Annotated in this window: 16 protein-coding genes and 3 pseudogenes; 10 read left to right on the top strand and 9 right to left on the bottom strand. The window is 43.0% G+C overall.

Annotation, left to right across the window (positions count from 1 at the left end; all coding sequences use genetic code 11):
* Nucleotides 1-123: 123 nt before the first annotated feature.
* A complete protein-coding gene (locus AC6IZ0_RS16810; protein ID WP_271733594.1) occupies nt 124-324 on the top strand; it encodes a replication restart DNA helicase PriA in 201 nt (66 codons plus the stop codon).
* Nucleotides 325-328: 4 nt separating this feature from the next.
* Here the strand turns inward: AC6IZ0_RS16810 and rlmN are convergent, their stop codons facing one another.
* On the bottom strand, nt 329-1387 hold the full coding sequence (gene rlmN / locus AC6IZ0_RS16805) for a dual-specificity RNA methyltransferase RlmN (RefSeq protein ID WP_271733595.1): 1059 nt from the start codon (nt 1385-1387) through the stop codon (nt 329-331).
* 241 nt (nt 1388-1628) lie between these two features.
* Nucleotides 1629-1937 carry a TIGR03792 family protein gene (locus tag AC6IZ0_RS16800; protein ID WP_271733596.1) on the bottom strand — a complete coding sequence of 103 codons (309 nt, stop codon included), beginning with the start codon at nt 1935-1937 and terminating at the stop codon, nt 1629-1631.
* A gap of 140 nt (nt 1938-2077) precedes the next feature.
* Here AC6IZ0_RS16800 and AC6IZ0_RS16795 point away from each other — a divergent pair, with 140 nt between their 5' ends.
* Complete coding sequence (locus AC6IZ0_RS16795; protein WP_271733597.1) at nt 2078-2401, top strand: phasin family protein; 324 nt, start codon at nt 2078-2080, stop codon at nt 2399-2401.
* Nucleotides 2402-2464: 63 nt separating this feature from the next.
* Complete coding sequence (locus AC6IZ0_RS16790; protein WP_497723966.1) at nt 2465-2974, top strand: FKBP-type peptidyl-prolyl cis-trans isomerase; 510 nt, start codon at nt 2465-2467, stop codon at nt 2972-2974.
* A gap of 10 nt (nt 2975-2984) precedes the next feature.
* On the opposite strand, the gene ltrA (AC6IZ0_RS16785) is transcribed toward AC6IZ0_RS16790, so the two are convergent.
* The 6 genes and pseudogenes from ltrA (AC6IZ0_RS16785) to ade all read right to left on the bottom strand — a co-directional run bounded on the left by ltrA (AC6IZ0_RS16785) (nt 2985) and on the right by ade (nt 11580).
* Nucleotides 2985-4784, bottom strand: coding sequence for a group II intron reverse transcriptase/maturase (gene ltrA, locus AC6IZ0_RS16785; RefSeq protein WP_497723964.1), 1800 nt, complete (start codon nt 4782-4784; stop codon nt 2985-2987).
* A gap of 663 nt (nt 4785-5447) precedes the next feature.
* Entirely contained in the window at nt 5448-6803 is a 1356-nt protein-coding gene (dnaB, locus tag AC6IZ0_RS16780) for a replicative DNA helicase (RefSeq protein ID WP_497723963.1), read from the bottom strand.
* A 99-nt stretch (nt 6804-6902) separates the two neighbouring features.
* Nucleotides 6903-7361: a 50S ribosomal protein L9 gene (rplI, locus tag AC6IZ0_RS16775; protein ID WP_271733602.1), complete on the bottom strand. Its 459-nt coding sequence runs from the start codon at nt 7359-7361 to the stop codon at nt 6903-6905.
* 219 nt (nt 7362-7580) lie between these two features.
* Nucleotides 7581-7868 (bottom strand): HNH endonuclease, encoded by a 288-nt coding sequence (locus AC6IZ0_RS16770; protein WP_497726086.1) that lies wholly within the window; start codon nt 7866-7868, stop codon nt 7581-7583.
* 168 nt (nt 7869-8036) lie between these two features.
* A pseudogene (ltrA, locus tag AC6IZ0_RS16765) lies at nt 8037-9239 on the bottom strand (group II intron reverse transcriptase/maturase); the annotation flags it as partial.
* Between the two features lie 709 nt (nt 9240-9948).
* Nucleotides 9949-11580: an adenine deaminase gene (gene ade / locus AC6IZ0_RS16760; RefSeq protein WP_271733603.1), complete on the bottom strand. Its 1632-nt coding sequence runs from the start codon at nt 11578-11580 to the stop codon at nt 9949-9951.
* 84 nt (nt 11581-11664) lie between these two features.
* Between ade and gloB the strand changes: the two genes are divergently transcribed.
* The 6 genes and pseudogenes from gloB to AC6IZ0_RS16730 all read left to right on the top strand — a co-directional run bounded on the left by gloB (nt 11665) and on the right by AC6IZ0_RS16730 (nt 17783).
* Nucleotides 11665-12438 carry a hydroxyacylglutathione hydrolase gene (gene gloB / locus AC6IZ0_RS16755; protein ID WP_497723961.1) on the top strand — a complete coding sequence of 258 codons (774 nt, stop codon included), beginning with the start codon at nt 11665-11667 and terminating at the stop codon, nt 12436-12438.
* A gap of 201 nt (nt 12439-12639) precedes the next feature.
* Nucleotides 12640-13254, top strand: coding sequence for a hypothetical protein (locus tag AC6IZ0_RS16750; RefSeq protein ID WP_497723959.1), 615 nt, complete (start codon nt 12640-12642; stop codon nt 13252-13254).
* On the top strand, nt 13241-13579 hold the full coding sequence (locus AC6IZ0_RS16745; RefSeq protein WP_497723957.1) for a hypothetical protein: 339 nt from the start codon (nt 13241-13243) through the stop codon (nt 13577-13579). The genes AC6IZ0_RS16750 and AC6IZ0_RS16745 overlap by 14 nt, the downstream gene beginning before the upstream one ends.
* Nucleotides 13468-14205 (top strand): efflux RND transporter periplasmic adaptor subunit, encoded by a 738-nt coding sequence (locus tag AC6IZ0_RS16740; protein ID WP_497726085.1) that lies wholly within the window; start codon nt 13468-13470, stop codon nt 14203-14205. The genes AC6IZ0_RS16745 and AC6IZ0_RS16740 overlap by 112 nt, the downstream gene beginning before the upstream one ends.
* Before the next feature lie 41 nt (nt 14206-14246).
* Nucleotides 14247-17406: pseudogene (locus AC6IZ0_RS16735) on the top strand (efflux RND transporter permease subunit).
* A 101-nt stretch (nt 17407-17507) separates the two neighbouring features.
* Nucleotides 17508-17783: a hypothetical protein gene (locus tag AC6IZ0_RS16730; RefSeq protein ID WP_271733607.1), complete on the top strand. Its 276-nt coding sequence runs from the start codon at nt 17508-17510 to the stop codon at nt 17781-17783.
* 49 nt (nt 17784-17832) lie between these two features.
* Here AC6IZ0_RS16730 and AC6IZ0_RS16725 read toward each other — a convergent pair.
* Nucleotides 17833-17943: pseudogene (locus AC6IZ0_RS16725) on the bottom strand (SAM-dependent methyltransferase); the annotation flags it as partial.
* 154 nt (nt 17944-18097) lie between these two features.
* On the opposite strand from AC6IZ0_RS16725, the gene AC6IZ0_RS16720 reads away from it, so the two are divergent.
* Nucleotides 18098-19366 carry an FAD-dependent hydroxylase gene (locus tag AC6IZ0_RS16720; RefSeq protein ID WP_280792279.1) on the top strand — a complete coding sequence of 423 codons (1269 nt, stop codon included), beginning with the start codon at nt 18098-18100 and terminating at the stop codon, nt 19364-19366.
* The last annotated feature ends 187 nt before the right edge of the window (nt 19367-19553 follow it).

Here is a 19553-nt window from a genome sequence, read left to right as displayed (position 1 = left end):
AAAAACCTCAATTTCAAACTTTCAGGAAAAGCATCAACCAATATCAAAGTTTCTTATTGCTGCATCTAAATTTAAAATTCTTGCCTTCTCGATTAATAAATAGTTACAACCAGGGGTTTAAAAATGAATACAGTCCAAAAAGTTCACTGCCCAAATTGCGGCAGTGATGCGGAAAGACACTATATTACTGATAGTCACTTAACCAGGACACAATGCCCAAGTTGCGATTACTTGATGATCAGTTGCACCTTGACCGGGAAAGTAATTGAGGCTTATGCACCTGGTATTTCTGTCACAAAACAATTGAGTGCTAAAGTTAGGTAAACACTTACTTACTGGCCCGGAGTTGTCCACAAGCAGCATCAGCTTCTAAACCACGAGAATAGCGGACACTCACAGCAATTTTTTGTTGTTTGAGAACGTTCACAAAGGCTTGAATGCGATCGCCTTTGGGGCGCTTGTAGTCAACTTCCTGGATGGGATTGTAGGGAATCAAGTTCACATGACTTTGGAATCCCCGCAGACATTTTGCTAGTTGTAAAGCGTGCTCTGGTAGGTCATTAAACCCAGCCAGGAGAATATATTCAAAAGATATACGTCTTCTCGTGATTTCCACATATTCCCGACATTCATCTAACAAGTCTTCTAGAGGATATGGTCGGGCGCTGGGAATGAGTTGTTCTCTAAGTGCTTGGTTGGGTGCGTGCAAACTCACAGCTAGAGTGACTTGTAAATTCTGTCGGGCAAATTGACGGATGCGATCGCGAATACCAACGGTAGAAACAGTCAGCGATCGCTGTCCAATACCCACGTCTTGATTTAAGCATCTTAAAGATGCTAATACATTATCAGTATTTAATAACGGTTCACCCATCCCCATAAATACCACATGGCTAACCCGTTCCTGAAAATCTTCTTGCACCGTCAATACTTGATCGACGATTTCATGTATTTCTAAGTTGCGAGTGTAGCCACCCTTACCAGTAGCGCAAAAATCACAGGCCATGGGACAACCTACCTGAGTAGAAACACAAACTGTCAGCCGTTTTGCCGTGGGAATACCAACAGTTTCAATGATTTGATCATCTGCAAGTCGTAACAGATATTTTATCGTGCCATCCGGTGCCACAGCACGATGATGTATCGTTGAACGTCCAATGGGGATTTCTGCAAGTTCTGCACGCCACTGTTTAGGAAAGACAGAAATATCAGCTAGCGATCGCACACCCTGATGATAAATCGAATCGTGCAGCTGTTTACCTCGATAAGCTGGCTGTCCCTGCTGTTGTACCCACCCGCTTAACTCGGAAACAGAAGCACCTAGTAGGGGCGGAATTATTGCTGATTTGACTGAATTTACCTGAGAAACAAGAGGCGTAGCAGACATAAATAATCAAAAATTGATACTTGATTTCTATGCTACAACTTTCAAATCATTTTGGGCGTGCTTCTCTTGAAGGGGGGACAAATGAACCACAGCAGGCCAGAAAACACAGCCAACTAGGAAAAATCATCTAGCGTTTCCACCTTTAGTGAGCAAACCAAATTATCTGTGTCCATCTGTGGTTAATTAACCCTTAAAAGTACCTACCAAACAGAGAACTGCTATATTTATCTAGTATTTATACTTAGGTAACCAGAAATTTTTCCACTTGAAACTCTGCTGATTCGACAATTGGGTAGGTTTCGCCCATGGCTTGGGCGAATTTGGCTGCAATTATTTGTAAATCTTCTCCGGGTATGGCTTGCCACTGTTCTCTTGTTGCCCAACGAATAATTAAAATAAGTTCTGTGGGGTCATTGGGGTTAGTCCATACTTCTTTACCCAAAAATCCTGGATACTTAGCCAGGGTTGTTGTCCAAATTTCGCTATCCTTCTGGATGTAATTTGCTCGCGCTTCTCGGGGAACTTGAAATTTCAGGAGTTCTATCACCACACTATTTAATTTCCTTTCTGTTTTTCAGAATTTGCCAAAATAGAAATGTAGGCTAAAATCACAACTTTTCCAGCATAGCTTGATGACTACACTCAACAGTCAAACTCAGCTAGCGGAGAATAAGGAACACCGAAGAAAGTATGGATAGTAATAATTGGTTACAACAGTTAATGATGCTCGGTATTGGTACAACGTCTTTGGTAGCTGAAAAAATGCGCCAAGTCAGTGACGATTTGGTCAAGGACGGTAAACTCGATCCTGAACAAGCTAAGGCGGTCATGGATGATATTGTACAGCAGTTAAGGTCAGACCAAGGAAACTGGGAAGAGCAAATGCAGCGACAAATGCGGAATGTTATGCAGGATTTCGGCGTTGCTCGTCAATCTGAAGTGGATGAATTACGGGGTAGAATTGACCGTTTAGAGCGTCAAGTGCGTGATTTAGAAAATAAGCTTTGGCGTTAAACTAAATTGTGTCCTCTTGATCATCTGAAAAATGTCAGGTTGCCTCATTAGGGAGAGCTAATTTTGAAATCAATTTTTCTCAGCGTGGGTTTCATGCTGGTTTGTGTTTTAGTTCTGGTATTAGCACAAGTTGGTAATAAAGTCAACTCTGCTGTTGCCGCTAATTTAACAGAAACTACACCAGCACCCACGAATGTCACCAAAAACCAACCCTTGATTGCGAGTAATAGTATGTCTGATACCAGTGTTGTAACTAATCCATCTGGATTGAAATATGTGGAATTGGAAGAGGGAACTGGGGCGAGTCCTGAACGGGGACAAACAGTTGTAGTTCACTACACCGGTACTTTAGAAAATGGGAAGAAGTTTGATAGCTCACGCGATCGCAATAGTCCCTTTGAGTTTAAAATTGGTATCGGACGGGTGATTAAAGGTTGGGATGAAGGACTAAGCACTATGAAAGTAGGCGGTCGTCGTCAATTAATCATCCCCCCGGAGTTAGGTTATGGTTCTAGTGGTGCGGGTGGTGTGATTCCACCCAACGCTACTTTGCTGTTTGATGTGGAATATTAAACTAAGCCGGTCAGTCACCTGACCGACTCGTCTTCAGAACCGTACGTGAGATTTTCACCTCATACGGCTCCTCAGCAATATGGTTCTTGTCATGAATACCTACAAGACTTCCATCACTGGCTGTCTTCTTGTCATGGCAATGTCTGTGTAATAATTGTAGGTTCTTATGTTCATCTTTTCCACCTTTGGAGATGGGTAAGATGTGGTCTACTTCCATTACATCACCGTCCCTAAAGTAATGCCCACATTCTGGACATTTACCCTTTTGCTTTTTAAGTAGGGTCGCTACCCTTTTATTGGCTTCGGGATGGTTTGTCATTCTTGAACTCCAATATACCCAATCACCGTCAAATGGCGAGGCGTTACCTTTAACCTTAATATGACGTACTATGGGAGTCTCTGGGTGTCTAAACAGTTTGATGAACTTATCATCCATCTTTACTGCAAATTCCCAGTTATTACCTCCGATTGTATGCCAATACTTATTGGTTATCCATTTCCCAGATTTATTGGGGTGTCGGCGCTTTGCCCACCTATAAAGACGTTGGTAAACCTGTTTAGAGATATTGTTGAAAATTTCTTTACTTACTACCGATGAGTAGTAATTACACCATCCCTTGATTATAGGGTTAAGTTTACTTATCAATCCCAATTGTGGTGTTGGTAAGTTTCTTTTAATGGTGTCCGAAACCTTTTTGTAATGATTCTTAACAGATTTCTTTGATGGGGTGATGATGGTTTTAAACCCTAGTATTTCCTTGTGGGTGTTCAATCCTGAGTTGTATTTACCAACCGGGGATTGTCTTACGTTGAATCCCAGAAAATCAAATCCTGGTTTCTCTGATTGGTGTTCATACAAGGTATGAGCCAATCTGGTCTTACTAGGTTTTAATTCCAATCCCATTTCATTTAGCCATTTAACTAAGATTTCCCTGCATTGTTCAATAACTGTCAGATTCTCATGCAAGATGACAAAATCATCTGCATATCGAATGATTGATATTGCATTAGCCTTATCCCTTTTAGAGCCTTTACCTGGTAATTTCGAGGCATACTCTTTAATAATTTCCTCCATACCGTGTAAGGCTACATTTGCCAGTAGAGGGGATATTACACCGCCTTGGGGTGTGCCTTCTTCTGTAGGAAATAGGACTTTGCTATCGACCACACCTGCTTTTAACCACTCTTTGATTTGACGGCGTAGTTTAGGGTAGGTGTTCAGTTTCTTTAACAATGCTTGATGATTAATCTTGTCAAAACATTTAGCAATATCGGCATCCAAAACAAACTTAGATTTGACATTTATAGAATTGAATATTGCTTGTATGGCATCATGACATGAGCGCCCTGGTCTAAATCCGTATGAATTGGGTTCAAACTTTGCTTCCCATTCTGGCTCTAATGCCAGTTTGACAAGCGCCTGTAGTACCCTATCATACATTGTGGGTATTCCTAGTGGTCTTTTCTCATCCCTTCCAGGTTTGTCTATCCAAACTCTTCTGGTTGGTCTGGGTTTAGACCCTAGTTTTAACTCTTCTACCAATTCCAGTCTTTCATTAGGTGATAAAGCTTTCACCCCATCAACCCCGGCGGTTTTCTTTCCTTGGTTATCTTGAGTTACCCTACGTGTTGCCAAAGCTTTGGCTGACCAGGATTTCATCAGCACCTTTTGGAGTCCACGAACAACCTTGACATCACCACGGGCTGAGGCTTGATAAATTCGTTTTTGGATTTTGTAAACACGACGTTCTAACTGTTTCCAGTTAATCGTGTTCCATTCTACCGTAGTCTTTACACTCGTTTTAGACATAATTCCTACTTGAGACTTTATCATCCATATCACCGTGAATCTGTCAGCATATCTTAGGCATTACCCTAAGCGTTCGCTTCTGACTCAATCTTCCCCGCTTGCAGCATCCGGTTAGCACCTACTTTTAGATTCGACCTTCTAAAAGGGCTAACAAGGGGTTACTTCGTTCCATGTGTCCATTCTGTGTACCTTTAGAGTGATGCTATATGCCGGGTTTATCGGGAGTGCATAACGGTCTGATAGCAAGCAGCCGTTTCCTTATCCTTTACCTTTTGGTTCCAGCCTGTCAGCCTGATTTGGCTGGTTAAAATTCACGACACTTCAAACGCATCTTAGGAAATCTTACTCATGGGTACTTTGCTCAACGTATACCAGGTTAGGCTCCCAGTAAGAACGCCTTTTCCTCCTGCTTTACGGATTGATGGCTAGTCGCTACCGTAAGGAGGATGCTGTCACCCTTGCACCTAGGGGGTGGGATTCTCACCCACATGAACACACAGTTACAAGAGTCTGGCTTTACCCAGTCTTGCCTCTCATCCCTGAGCATATATGCTCCCGATCGAGAGAACGAGTCGCACTGCTAGCTATTAAGTAGACAAACTATAGGGGTTGGGGATTGAAGTTTAGGAAAATTCAGCCTATTTCTTCCCCAATTCCCAATTATTAATAATTACCCTGTTTAGCTAAATTTTTAAACTTTGTAAACTGGGGATCAAATAAAAGTTTTATGGTTCCTGTCGGACCGTTACGGTGTTTAGCGATGATTATTTCTGCAATCCCTCGGTCTGGACTGTCGGGATTATAATAATCATCGCGGTATAACATGACAACTAAATCCGCGTCTTGCTCAATACTGCCGCTTTCTCTCAAATCTGACAACATGGGGCGCTTATTGGTACGCGCTTCTACACCACGACTCAACTGAGATAAGGCAATTACTGGTACAGATAATTCCCTGGCTAAACCTTTGAGAGAACGAGTAATTCGGGATAGTTCTTGCACGCGGTTATCACCTGCACCCTCCATTAATTGCAAATAATCTATGATAATTAATCCTAATTCTGTTCCTTGTTCTGCTTGCAGTCGTCTGGACTGACTACGCATTTGGGTGATGGTAATATTAGCTGTATCATCAATAAAAAGGGGTAGGTCTGAAAGTTTATCAATGGCACGGCTTAAAGGTTCCCATTGTGTTTGACTAATGCGTCCACTGCGCAGATAACCAGTTTCAATCCCCGCTTCACTAGCTAATAGTCTCTGTACTAGCTGTTCTTTGGACATTTCTAAGCTGAAAAAGGCAATTGGCAATTTATAACCAGCTGCAATGTTGTGAGCCAGATTCAAGCAAAATGCCGTTTTCCCCATTGATGGCCTACCGGCGATGATAATTAAATCAGAACGCTGAAAGCCAGTGGTCATGGAGTCTAAATCATAGAAACCACAAGGAATTCCCGGTAAGGCAATACCTTGGTGGCGAGTTTCAATATCTTGAAAGGTATTAATCAGAGTATCAGAAATGTGAGTTAGACCTAATTGGGGACGTTCTTGAGTAACACCAAAAACTTTTTGTTCTGCTTGGTCTAAAATTATCGGTAGTTCGCTTTCTGTCTCGTAACCAAGATGAACAATTTCGTTACCAGCTTTAATTAATTGCCGTCGCAGGTACTTTTCCATCACCAAACCGGCTAAGGCATCAATGTTAACAGCTGAGACTGTGCGGTCTACGAGAGTAGCTAATTTATTTCTCCCACCAATGCGGGCGAGGAGATCGTGATCGGCTAACCAACTGGTAACTGAGAGTAAATCTGTGGGTTTACCTTGAGCATGAAGGCGCAGCGCCGCTTGATAGATATCTTTGTGGGCGCTGATATAAAAGGCTATAGGTAAGAGGCGATCGCTTACTCGCCCAATGGCTTCTGGATCTAGTAAAATTCCCCCCAAAATTGCTTCTTCTGCTTCAATATTTTGGGGTGGTAGGCGATCGCTACCATTACCTTGAAAACTCAGTTCTTCAGACATAAGCCATTTAAGAAAAGTTGGGACTTCTTGTACAGACGCGATTATATGGCTGACGCACAGCGGTAGCTATCGCGTCTGTACTCCACACAACACCAAAATTTAACTGGCTACAACTTCAATATTGACCTGAGCGCTGACATCAGAATATAGCTTGACTTCGGCCTGGTAAGTCCCAAGATGGTTAATATCGGGAATAGAAATACCACGGCGATCAACTTCTTCACCGGTAGCTGTTTTGATCGCTTCTGCTACGTCTTGGGTAGTTACTGTCCCGAAAATCGCTTCGTTTTCACCCAGGGGTTTAGCAATTTGCAAGCTAGCAATTTTTTCTAAAGCTGCTTTTCGCTCTAAAGCTTGTTGACGCAGTTCTAATTGGCGTTGACGCTCTTTCTCCCGACGGCGTTCTACTTGTTTGAGAATACCAGGAGTGGCATGGGTTGCCAACTTTTGGGGAATGAGATAGTTACGAGCATAGCCGGGAGCTACATCTACTAAGTCGCCGGATTTTCCCAACTTGCTAATATCTTGATTTAAAACTAACTGTACACGTTTGGCCATCTTTTTTGTTTTTCTGTGTAAAATTTGATTAACTTGGGTTTTAGCGGCATCATCTGTTGATTAACCCCAGTAGCTTCGCTTATACCCTAAAGCTTACAGATCCTAGCGAATCATAGGGGTCGATCGCAACTATTTATTGATCAATTATCTCAATCAGGATTCACCCCCAGGCGCAAAGGCGCAATTAAACTAAGCCGGTCAGTCACCCAACCGACTCGTCTACAAAACCGTACGTGAAACTTTCGCTTCATACGGCTCCTCAATGATATGGTTCTTGTCATGAGTACCTACAAGACTTCCATCACTGGCTGTCTTCTTGTCGTGGCAATGTCTGTGTAATAGTTGTAGATTTTTATATTCATCTTTTCCACCTTTGGAAAGGGGTAGGATGTGGTCTACTTCCATTACATCACCGTCCCTAAAGTAATGCCCACATTCTGGACATTTACCCTTTTGCTTTTTGAGTAGTGTCGATACTCTTTTGTTGGCTTCGGGATGGTTTGTCATTCTTGAACTCCAATATACCCAATCACCGTCAAATGGCGAGGCGTTACCTTTAACCTTAACATGACGTACAATAGGAGTCTCTGGGTGTCTATACAGTTTGATGAATTTATCATCCATCTTAACTGCAAATTCCCAGTTATTACCCCCAATTGTGTGCCAGTATTTATTGGCTATCCATTTATCAGATTTATTGGGGTGTCGGCGCTTTGCCCATCTGTGAAGTCGTTGATAAACCTGATTAGAGATATTATTGAAGATTTCTTTACTTACTGATGATGAGTAGTAATTGCACCATCCCTTAATTATCGGGTTAAGTTTACTTATCAACCCCAATTGTGGCGTTGGTAAGTTTCTTTTAATGGTGTTGGAAATCTTTTCATAATGATTCTTAACCGATTTCTTAGATGGGGTGATGATGGTTTTAAAACCTAGTATTTCCTTATGCGGATTTAATCCTGAGTTGTATTTACCGACTGGATATTGCCTCACATTGAAGCCAAGGAAATCAAATCCTGGTTTTTCTGATTGGTGTTCATACAGAGTGTGAGCCAATCTGGTCTTACTAGGTTTTAATTCCAATCCCATTTCATTTAGCCATTTAACTAAGATTTCCCTGCATTGTTCAATAACTGCCAGGTTTTCGTGCAAGATGACAAAATCATCTGCATATCTGATGATTGATATCGCCCACGCCTTATCCCTTTTAGATCCTTTACCTGGTAATTTCGAGGTATATTCTTTAAGAATTTCCTCCATACCGTGTAAGGCTACATTTGCCAGTAGAGGGGATATTACACCACCTTGGGGTGTGCCTTCTTCTGTAGGAAATAGGACTTGGCTATGGACAACACCTGCTTTTAACCACGCTTTGATTTGACGGCGTAGTTTAGGGTAGGTGTTCAGTTTCTTTAACAATGCTTGATGATTAATCTTGTCAAAACATTTAGCTATATCAGCATCCAGAACAAACTTAGGTTTGACATTTACGGACTTGAATATTGCTTGTATGGCATCATGACATGAGCGTCCTGGTCTAAATCCATATGAGTTGGGTTCAAACTTTGCTTCCCATTCTGGTTCTAAAGCCAGTTTGACAAGCGCCTGTAATGCCCTATCATACATCGTGGGTATTCCTAGTGGTCTTTTCTCATCCTTACCGGGTTTGTCTATCCAGACTCTCCGGGTTGGTTTGGGTTTCGACCCTAGCTTTAACTCATCTACCAATTCCAATCTTTCCTTGGGTGATAAAGCTTTTACTCCATCAACTCCGGCGGTTTTCTTTCCTTGGTTATCTTGAGTTACCCTACGTGTCGCCAAAGCTTTGGCTGACCAGGATTTCATCAGCACCTTTTGGAGTCCGCGAACAACCTTGACATCACCACGGGTTCAGGCTTGATAAATTCGTTTTTGGATTTTGTAAACGCGACGTTCTAACTGTTTCCAGTTAATCGTGTTCCATTCTACCGTAGTCTTTACACTCGTTTTAGACATAATTCCTACTAGAGACTTTATCATCCATATCACCGTGAATCTGTCAGCGTATCTTAGGCATTACCCTAAGCGTTCGCTTCTGACTCAATCTTTCCCACTTGCAGCATCCGGTTAGCACCTACTTCTAGACTCGACCTTCTAAAAGAGCTAACAAGGGGTTACTTCGTTCCGTATGTTCATACTGTGTACCTTTAGAGTGATGCTTTACGCCGGGTTTATTGGAAGTGCTTAACGGTCTGGACAATAATAGCCGTCTCCTTATCCTTTACCTTTTGGTTCCAGCCTATCAGCCTGATTTGGCTGGTTCAAACTGACGACGTTTCAGACACATCTTCGTTGACTACTCATGGGTACTTTGCTCGACGTGTACCAGGTTAGGCTCCCAGTAAGAACGCCTTTTCTTCCTGCTTTACGGATTGATGGCTAGTCGCTACCGTAAGGAAGATGCTGTCACCCTTGCACCTAGGGGGTGGGATTCTCACCCACATGAACACAGAGTTACAAGAGTCTGGTTTTTACCCAGTCTTGCCTTCCGTCCCTGAGCATTTCTACTCATTTAGGAAGAACGAATCACACAATGTCATATTTGCTATACCCACAGTGAGACAAATTCAAAGTTATTGCTGCTAAATAAGCCTTGGTCACTGAGTTTTAACTCAGGAATTACCAGCAGCGCCATAAAGCCCAGGGTCATGAAAGGTGCAGAAAGTTTGGAACCTAGATCTTTTGCCAAAGCATCCAGTTGTCCATACTCCTCGGCTACGGTGTAACCATCATCACCACTCATCAATCCAGCCACCGGTAGGGGAAGCGCTTTGACGGTTTTACCTTCAACAACAGCAATACCTCCTTGGGCTTGAATGACTGCATTCACTGCCCTAGAGATTTCCTCATCCGTTGTACCCACCGCTACTATATTATGAGAATCATGGGCAACACTGGAGGCGATCGCCCCTCGTTGTAGTCCAAAATTGTGGATCAGACCCATAGCAGGTGGTCTGTTTTGATAACGATTGACTACGGCGATCTTGAGGATGTCATTCTCTAAGTCTGCCACCACTTCACCATTCTCAATATTAGCCAATATATGCTTTTCCGTGGTTAGTAATTGTCCGTCCCACACCTCAATTACCCTCACCGTTGAACCTGCGGCAACAATTCGGAAATCACTTGCTTGTTTTGGCTTTGCAGTAAAATTATTTACAAATAATGCCGGGACATAGGGTAACAGTGCTTGACCTTCTTTCGCCACCAATACACCTTGGCAATAGGTACACTGCACTGTAAACTCCTCTAAATTATTCACTACTATGAAATCCGCAGGATCTGCAACTTGTAATAAACCCACATTGAGGTTGTAGTGTCTTACTGGGTTGACACAAGCAATTTGCAACACATTCATGACATCATGACCCAATATTAGGGAATGGCGCACCAGTTCATTAATGTGTCCCCTCACCAAATCATCAGGATGCAAATCATCACTACAAAACATACATTGGTCGGGGTGAGAATCAATTAAGCTGTGGAGGGCTAAATAGTTTTTAGCTGCTGAACCTTCACGAATCAGAATCTTCATCCCCACAGCGATTTTGTCTAAAGCTTCCTCTAGAGTTGAACACTCATGATCAGTTGTAATATTGGCATCAGCATACTTTTGTAAGTCTTGACCAGATAGTCCTGGCGCGTGTCCATCAATGGGATATCCTAATTTTTTAGCCAAATCAATCTTTGAGATTACCTCAGTGTTATTCCCTAGGACACCAGGGACATTCATCACTTCACTCAGATAAGAAATCCCAGGATGTTGGAATAATTGCTTGATTTCCATGGCGGTAAGGTTTGCACCTGCTGTTTCAAATGTCGTTGCGGGAACACAACTAGGTGCGCCGAATGCTATTTTAAATAGTGTTTGGGTGGCATTGGTGAGCATAAACTCCACACCGGCCATTCCTAAGACATTGGCTATTTCGTGAGGATCACAAACCGCTCCTACCGTACCATGCACCGTAGCTATACGGGCAAATTCTGTCGGCACTAGCATTGAGCTTTCGATATGGACATGGGCATCAATAAAACCTGGAAGTATGTATTGTTGGTAACTCTGTTTTGGTTCCTGTTCAATTGATTGAATACGCCCTTGAGCAATGGTAATTGTACCAGGAAATATGGTTTTGTGGATAACGTCTACAATTTGCCCAGAAATTTTAAAGGTTGACATCACCCACCTCCACCAGTTGCAGCTCGTGCCCGATATAGTTTTATCATAATCATACACCAGTATGATCGGTGGGAATAAGAGAAAATGCAGGTAATCCGTCTTAATGCACTGTCAGACAACTACATATTTTTGCTCCACGATGCTCAACAAAATCTTGCTGCTGTGGTTGACCCCGCAGTAGCTGAACCAGTATTAAAACAACTTGCAGAACTAAAGACCGAGTTAGTGGCAATTTTTCACACTCATCATCATCACGACCATGTGGGTGGAAATCAGGAGTTAATTAGACATTTCCCTAAGTTGACGGTGTATGGTGGTGCTGAGGATCAGGGGAGAATTCCCGGACAACAGGTATTTTTGCAACCGGGAGATAGTGTGGAGTTTGGCGATCGCACCGCCACGGTTCTTTTTGTTCCTGGTCACACCCGCGCTCATATCGCTTACTATTTCCCCCCCACAAAACTGAGTGAACCTGGAGAGTTATTCTGTGGTGATACTTTGTTTGCAGGGGGTTGCGGTCGCTTATTTGAAGGTACACCGACCCAAATGGTCAACTCTTTGGCTCAACTACGCAATCTCCCAGACAATACTCGTGTGTGGTGTGCCCATGAGTACACTTTAAAAAATCTGGAGTTTGCTCTGACTGTAGATCCTGATAATAGCGTTTTACAAAAGCGCTACAAGGAAGTATACAACTTTCGTAGTCGCCAGGAGGCTACTGTTCCCTCATGGTTGGGGGTGGAAAAGCTGACCAATCCCTTTTTAGGTTGGGACAAACCCTCATTACAGTTAGCTGTCAAGAGTAGCGACCCAGTACAAACTTTCGCTCGTTTACGAGGAATGAAAGATAGATTCTAAGCCAAAAAAATGCTATTTTCCCTCTTAATATGTTTAATTAACATATATCTACACAGTTGTTAGCTATAGCTATTAAATCGTTCTATTTCCTAGAAAATATCTTCTCATTTGTGTATAATGCAAGCATTCGCTTACATAAAGCTACATTCTTATTTGTTGACTTGAGTCTTAACAGCAATTAATAGATATGAGAATATAACAATGGCGAACTCTGAATTTCCTGAGTCTCCAGTTTCCAGAGAAACTGAAAAGTCTGCGGTTAACAATTACAGTCACATTGAACAGCAACAACAAACATTGAAACCAAGGAAAAAGCGGCCCTGGTACTTAATCTGGCTGCTGATTCTCCTAATTGCAGGGGGTGGCTTGGGTTGGCGGTGGTGGCAAAATAGCTTTGCAGGTAGGGTAGATAGAGGCGGAGTACGGGCTGGCCAACCCATGGGAATTCCTGTAAAGTTAGCTACAGTAGAAACTACAACCATACAAGAAAGTTCAGTAATTGGCGGCTTTTTGGCATCTCCAGGCTCAGTAGCAATTAAGCCAGAGATTGACGGGCGCATTAGTGAAATTCTATTTAAAGAAGGCGATCGCGTGCAACAAGGGAAAGTGATTATTCGCCTGCAAAATAACGATACCCAAGCCCGCTTACGACAAGCAAAAGCAACATTAGACCGCACCCAAGCTCGACTAGCAGAACTCACAGCAGGTACACGTCCCGAAGAAATTGCCCAAGCCAAGGCTAGATTAGCTCAAGCCGAAGCTCGCCTACAAAATGCTAAAGGTGGAGCGCGTCCACAAGAAATTGCCCAGACTTGAAGCTCAAATTGAGGTAGCTAAAGCTGATTTGGAATTAGCACAATCAAGAGCTAGGCGATACCAAAAATTAAAGGAAGACGGAGCTGTTTCCCAAGACCAATTAGAAGGATTTCTCAGAGAACAAAGAAGCGCCGAGGCTAGACTCGAAGAAGCTCAAAGACGACTCGAACAACTTCGCAAAAGCAGAAGCGCTGATATTAATGAACTAGCTGCATCTGTAGAACTAGAAAAGCAAAATCTCAAACAACTACAGAACGGCCCCGTGCTGAAGAAATTGCTCAAGCCCGTTCTCAAGTTATGGAAGCCGCAGCCCAAGTTCAGGTAGCCGAAGTGCAAAAGCAGTACACAAATATTGTCGCTCCTCTGACTGGTATTCTCGGTGATATCCCCGTGAAGGTGGGAGATTTTGTCAAGGAGGGAGACGAACTCACCACACTGAATAAAAATGACACTTTGGAATTAAACTTATCTGTCCCTTTCCATCAAGGTGAAAGGTTGCGGGTGGGATTACCCGTAAAAATACTAGATGCTGAAGGCAAACCCGCTAGATCAGGCAAAATAAGTTTTATTTCACCGAATATCCAGGCAAATACTCAGAATATCTTAGCTAAAGCCACCTTTGTCAATAACACCAAGCTAATACTCAACCGCCTGAACGTCCAAGCCCAAGTGATCTGGGATGAACGTCCCGGAATCTTAATTCCCGCTGAAGCAATATCTCGGATGGGTGGACAGACTTTTGTATTTGTAGCTCAAGAGCCGAGAGAATCCCAACCGGGAATGCCGAACCTAGTAGCCCAGCAAAAACCCGTGAAGTTGGGAGCTATTCAAGGAAACGATTATCACGTTATTGAGGGACTCGAACCCGGGGATAAAATTGTTGTTTCTGGTATTCTCAATCTCACTAATGGTGTGCCTATCATGCCTTTACCTGAAAAGATGCCTCAGTAAAAGCGCCGAGACACCACAATTCCTCATTCCCTCATTTTCTTATGTTTATTGATTTCTTTATCAAAAGACCCGTATTTAGCACAGTTTGTGCATTAATTGTGCTGTTGTTGGGGTTGATTAGTATTCCCACACTTCCCATTGCTCGTTTCCCGGATATTGCTCCCACTCAAATCAACGTCACCGCCAACTATAGCGGAGCTAGTGCTGAGGACGTAGAAAGCGGTGTGACGAATATCTTAGAAAGGCAAATCAACGGTATTCAAGGTATCCGCTACATTACTTCTAGTAGTAGTAACGATGGATCGAGTACAATTACAGCCACCTTCGACTCATCCCGCAATCCAGATATTGCAGCTGTGGATGTGCAAAATCGGGTATCTATAGCCGGGCCCCAACTCCCAGAAGCTGTACAGCGAACAGGCGTAAGGGTGACAAAGCAATCTAACAATATTATCTTAGCTATTGGTCTATTTGCTGAGAATAACCAGTATGACAATATATTTTTAAGTAACTATGCCGACCTTTATTTAGCAGATGTCTTAAAAAGGGTTAAAGGTGTTGGTAATGTCGTTATCTTTGGTGAACGTCGTTATGCAATGCGTCTATGGTTGGATCCCAATCGCCTGGCTAGTCGGCGGCTGACAACTGAGGATGTAGTTAATACCCTGAAGGAACAAAATTTGCAGGTGAGCGCCGGGAGAATTGGTCAAGAACCGGCTCCAGAAGGGCAAAGATATCAAATTGATGTCCGTGCTGCCAGTAGACTCACAGAACCGGAAGAATTTGCCGAAATTATCCTGAAAAGTAACGATGATGGCACGTTAATTAAGCTGAAAGATGTCGGTAGGGTAGAACTGGGTGCGGAAAATTACAATACCTTTTTGCGATATCGCGCTAAAGATGCTGTAGGCTTGGGGATTTATCAGCTTCCTGGGAGTAATGCTTTAGATGTCGCCCGGGGGGTTAGGGAAGAAATGGCGCGACTGGCTCCCAATTTTCCGCCGGGAATACAGTATCAGGTGGCCTTTGACACTACACGCTTTGTGGAAGAGTCCATGTCAGAGGTGATCAAGACTCTAATTACAGCAGTAGTACTAGTTGTGATTGTAATTTTTGTCTTTTTGCAGGACTGGCGCACGACTTTAATTCCCGCTCTCACAGTTCCCCTATCTTTAATTGGGACGTTTATTTTTGCTCGGATTTTTGACTTTTCTATTAATAGTTTAACTTTGTTTGGTCTGACTTTAGCATCGGGGATGGTGGTAGATGATGCCATTGTGGTGGTTGAGCAAATCAGCCGTTTTATCCAGGATAAGGGAATGAGTCCTCGCCAGGCGGCCAGTGAATCTATGGCTGAATTGTTTGGTGCAGTGATTGCTACATCCTTGGTGCTGATGGCTGTGTTTGTTCCCGTGGCATTTTTTCCGGGAACCACGGGCGCACTGTATCGCCAATTTGCCCTGACCATCGCCTTTTCCATTGTGATTTCTACTTTTCTGGCTTTGACTCTCACACCCTCTTTGTGTGCCTTACTCCTACGCCAACGACAACAACCTATGGAACCAACTGCCACGCTATCGCTATCAGGTCTGGCTGGGTTGGGTATTTTACCAGATTAATCAGTTTATTGACTTGGTAAGAACACTATATCAGCGATCGCTTCACCTGATAGTCCGCTGGAAAAATATGATCATCGGACTATTCATCGTTTCTTTGGGAATGACTGCTTGGCTTTATACTACAGTACCTACAGCTTTTCTCCCAGAAGAAGACGAAGGTTTTTTTATTACACTAGTCCAAGGACCACAAGGAGTTTCACTGCAATATACTAGTGATGTGATTGCCCAGGTAGAAAAAGAAATCCTGCAAATTCCCGAAGTCGTGGGAACCTTCGCAGTGGGTGGCTTTGGTTTCAGTGGTAGTACTGTTAATAATGGTATTATATTTACTACCCTTCAACCTTGGGCAGAACGCAGCAGACCTGACCAATCAGTACAGGCCATACTCGGTAAATTACGAGGGAAACTATTCGCCATCCCAGAAGCCAGAGTCTTTCCCGTAAATCCCCCACCGATTCAGGGGTTAGGTAACTTTGGCGGATTCCAACTTCAACTGCAAGACCGTAGAGGTGGTAGTGACCTACAAGGTTTAGTCCAATCCATGGGTCAACTGCTAGGCCGCGCCAACCAAACACCAGGATTACAAGCCGTATTCACTACTTTTGCGGCGCAAACACCCCAATTACTGGTAGAAGTAGATCGGAATCGAGCCAAAGCCCTGCAAGTTTCCATAGATGACATCTTTGGGACTCTGCAAACTGCTTTGGGTTCTCAATATGTTAATGATTTCAACCTCCAACAGCGTAATTATCGCGTATATGTCCAGGCAGATAAACAGTTTCGCTCTAACCCCCAGGATATTGAGCAACTAGTTGTGCGTTCTCAAACTAATCAAATGATTCCCTTGAGAAACTTAATTAAAACTACTTCGGTTGTGGGAGCGCAAGTAATTAATCACTATAATCTATTTCGCTCCATTGAAATCAATGGTTCTGCGTCCCCTGGATTTAGTTCTGGAAGCGCCATTCAGACCATGGAACAGTTAGCAGCAGAAGTATTACCACCCGGTTTTGGTTATGAGTGGTCAGGAACTGCATTGGAAGAAATAGAATCTGGCGGTTTAGCACCCATTATTTTTGGGTTAGGAATTGTCTTTGTCTTTTTAGTTTTGGCTGCTCAGTATGAGAACTACATAGACCCCCTAATTATCCTCTTAGCGGTTCCTTTAGCAATTTTTGGCGCACTTGTGGCTCAATCAATGCGGGGTTTTCCTAATGATATTTATTGTCAAATCGGTCTAGTCATGCTGATTGGTTTGGCGAGTAAAAACGCGATTTTAATCGTAGAATTTGCCAACCAATTACGGAATGAAGGGCTTTCTATTACTAAGGCCGCAGTAGAAGCTGCACAGGAACGTTTACGCCCGATTTTAATGACAGCATTTTCCACACTTCTGGGTATTTTCCCCTTAACCATTGCTACCGGTGCGGGTGCAGGAAGTCGTCAGTCCTTGGGAACTGCAGTATTTGGCGGGATGTTAATCGCTACTTTTTTAAGTTTGTTTGTGGTGCCAGTTTTGTATATTGTGATTAAAACCGCATCAGAAAGTTTATTCAAACCGAATCGGTCTGGTGTAAATTAACATCATCAAGACCTAAACAGCACATTGCATTCTGTGATGAGGTAAACTAGTATCGGGACAAATGCCTCCACTACAACGATTTTATTTTCCCTGAGAAACTAATGGAGATATTTCAAGTTATCCAAGAAACCATTACAAAACCACCTATTCCCCATGAACCACAGAAGCAATCATTGAAGGCTTGGGCTATGTATTGCTTGAGGGACAAAGGATTTACAGTAGTTTACGCCCAAAATGCCGACTTTGCCATTGAACGCAAGGGACAGGGAAAGCTGTATTTTAAAGTTACCAATAATCCAGAAGATGTGGATAATTCTTGTAGTTGGATAGTTTGGGATAGTGTGGCCAAAAGCGTTAGCCTGATGCCACTCCGGTAATTAAAGGTTTTGATTGAGGACTTAAGTCCTCAATAAGTCTGTATAGATATTATACCCGCTTTTCAAATATCATTAAGTGTTGCTGAGGTAACAAGTTTTTGGTTTCTCGCCAAACTAAACCCACAGCTTCCATTTCTTGGCGGACTTGCTTTGGAGTTACAGTCAAGATTATCTGTGTACCCTAGACGAATATCCTGGGTGGGGTAGCGCACCATCTATCATCTATATCTATGGTTAATTAATCCGGCCATATTTGCACGGATTTGTCTGTTTGCGTAAAAATAATAATTAGGATGCCTTAATTAATCTTAACAATGGTGATCACACAGCTACATCAAAAAATTTCTCCTCAACAAACACCGCCAGATCATCAGGGATATGACTATGATCTGGTCATTGTCGGCGGTGGAATTATTGGTTTAACCTTAGCCGCAGCTTTAAAGGACTCTGGCTTAAGTATTCTGCTAATTGAGGCCAAAGTTGCATCAGCAGCAGTGGCGAAGGGACAAGCTTATGCAGTTCATATGCTTTCGGCGCTCATTTACCAAGGAATTGGTGTTTGGGAAAAAATATCGCCTCAAATCGCAAAATATTGCCAAGTTCGCCTTTCTGATGCCGATTATCCCGATGTTGTGGAATTTATCACCGATGATTTAGGTACATCAGAATTGGGTTATGTGGCGGAACACCAAGCTTTGTTAGAGCCTTTACAGGAATTTGTCCACAATTGTCAGAATGTGACTTATCTATGTCCCGCTGAGGTGGTCAAGACAGAATATCAGCAGGAGATTGTGGCTATAGATGTCAAAATTGCTGACCAAATTCAGACAGTCCGCGGTAAATTAATTGTCGCTGCTGATGGTTCGCGATCGCGTATCCGGGAAGCTGCGGGAATTAAAACTTCTGGCTGGAAATATTGGCAGTCCTGTATTGTAGCATTTGTTAAACCAGAGAAACCCCACAATAACACTGCCTACGAACGATTTTGGCCTAGTGGACCGTTTGCTATTTTACCACTACCTGGTAACCGTTGCCGTATTGTCTGGACAGCCCCCCACGCAGAAGCAGAGGCTTTGTGTGCTTTAGATGACCAGGAGTTTTTGGCAGAACTCACCCGCCGCTATGGTAATCAAATGGGTAAGCTAGAATTACTGGGCGATCGCTTTATTTTTCGAGTACAACTGATGCAAAGCGATCGCTATGTTCTCCCCAGATTAGCCTTAATTGGTGATGCCGCACACAATTGTCATCCCGTCGGCGGACAAGGTTTAAACTTGGGGATTCGAGATGCGGCGGCTTTAGCCCAAGTGTTACAAACAGCACATAAAGCAGGTAAAGATATTGGTAACCTCCAAGTCCTCAAAGGCTATGAACGCTGGCGCAAACCAGAAAACCTGACAATTCTAGCTTTCACGGATCTATTAGATAGGATGTTTTCTCATAACTTTTTACCACTAGTAGTAATTCGTCGCCTAGGTTTGTGGATGATGCAGCGCATACCCATCTTAAAAGTATTTGCCCTCAAATTGATGATTGGTTTGAAAGGGCAAACCCCAGCACTAGCTAACGCACCAGACAGATAACTCGTGTTTTGGCTCTTGGGAAAAACATACCAGACGCGATAGCTATCGCGTCTCCCTCCCCGGCAAAACACCACCATAATATGAAGATATTTTAGGATTATTTAGGATGATTTGTAATATTTATGATTGACAAATAACACCCCAGTGCCAGCAATGCTAAAGTTGCAAAAACTTAAACCATAGTCTT

The sequence above is a fragment of the Anabaenopsis sp. NIES-4685 genome (genome assembly GCF_059725405.1).
The sequence above is the reverse complement of the archived record's forward strand: the minus strand, read 5'-3'. Positions and strand labels throughout refer to the sequence as shown.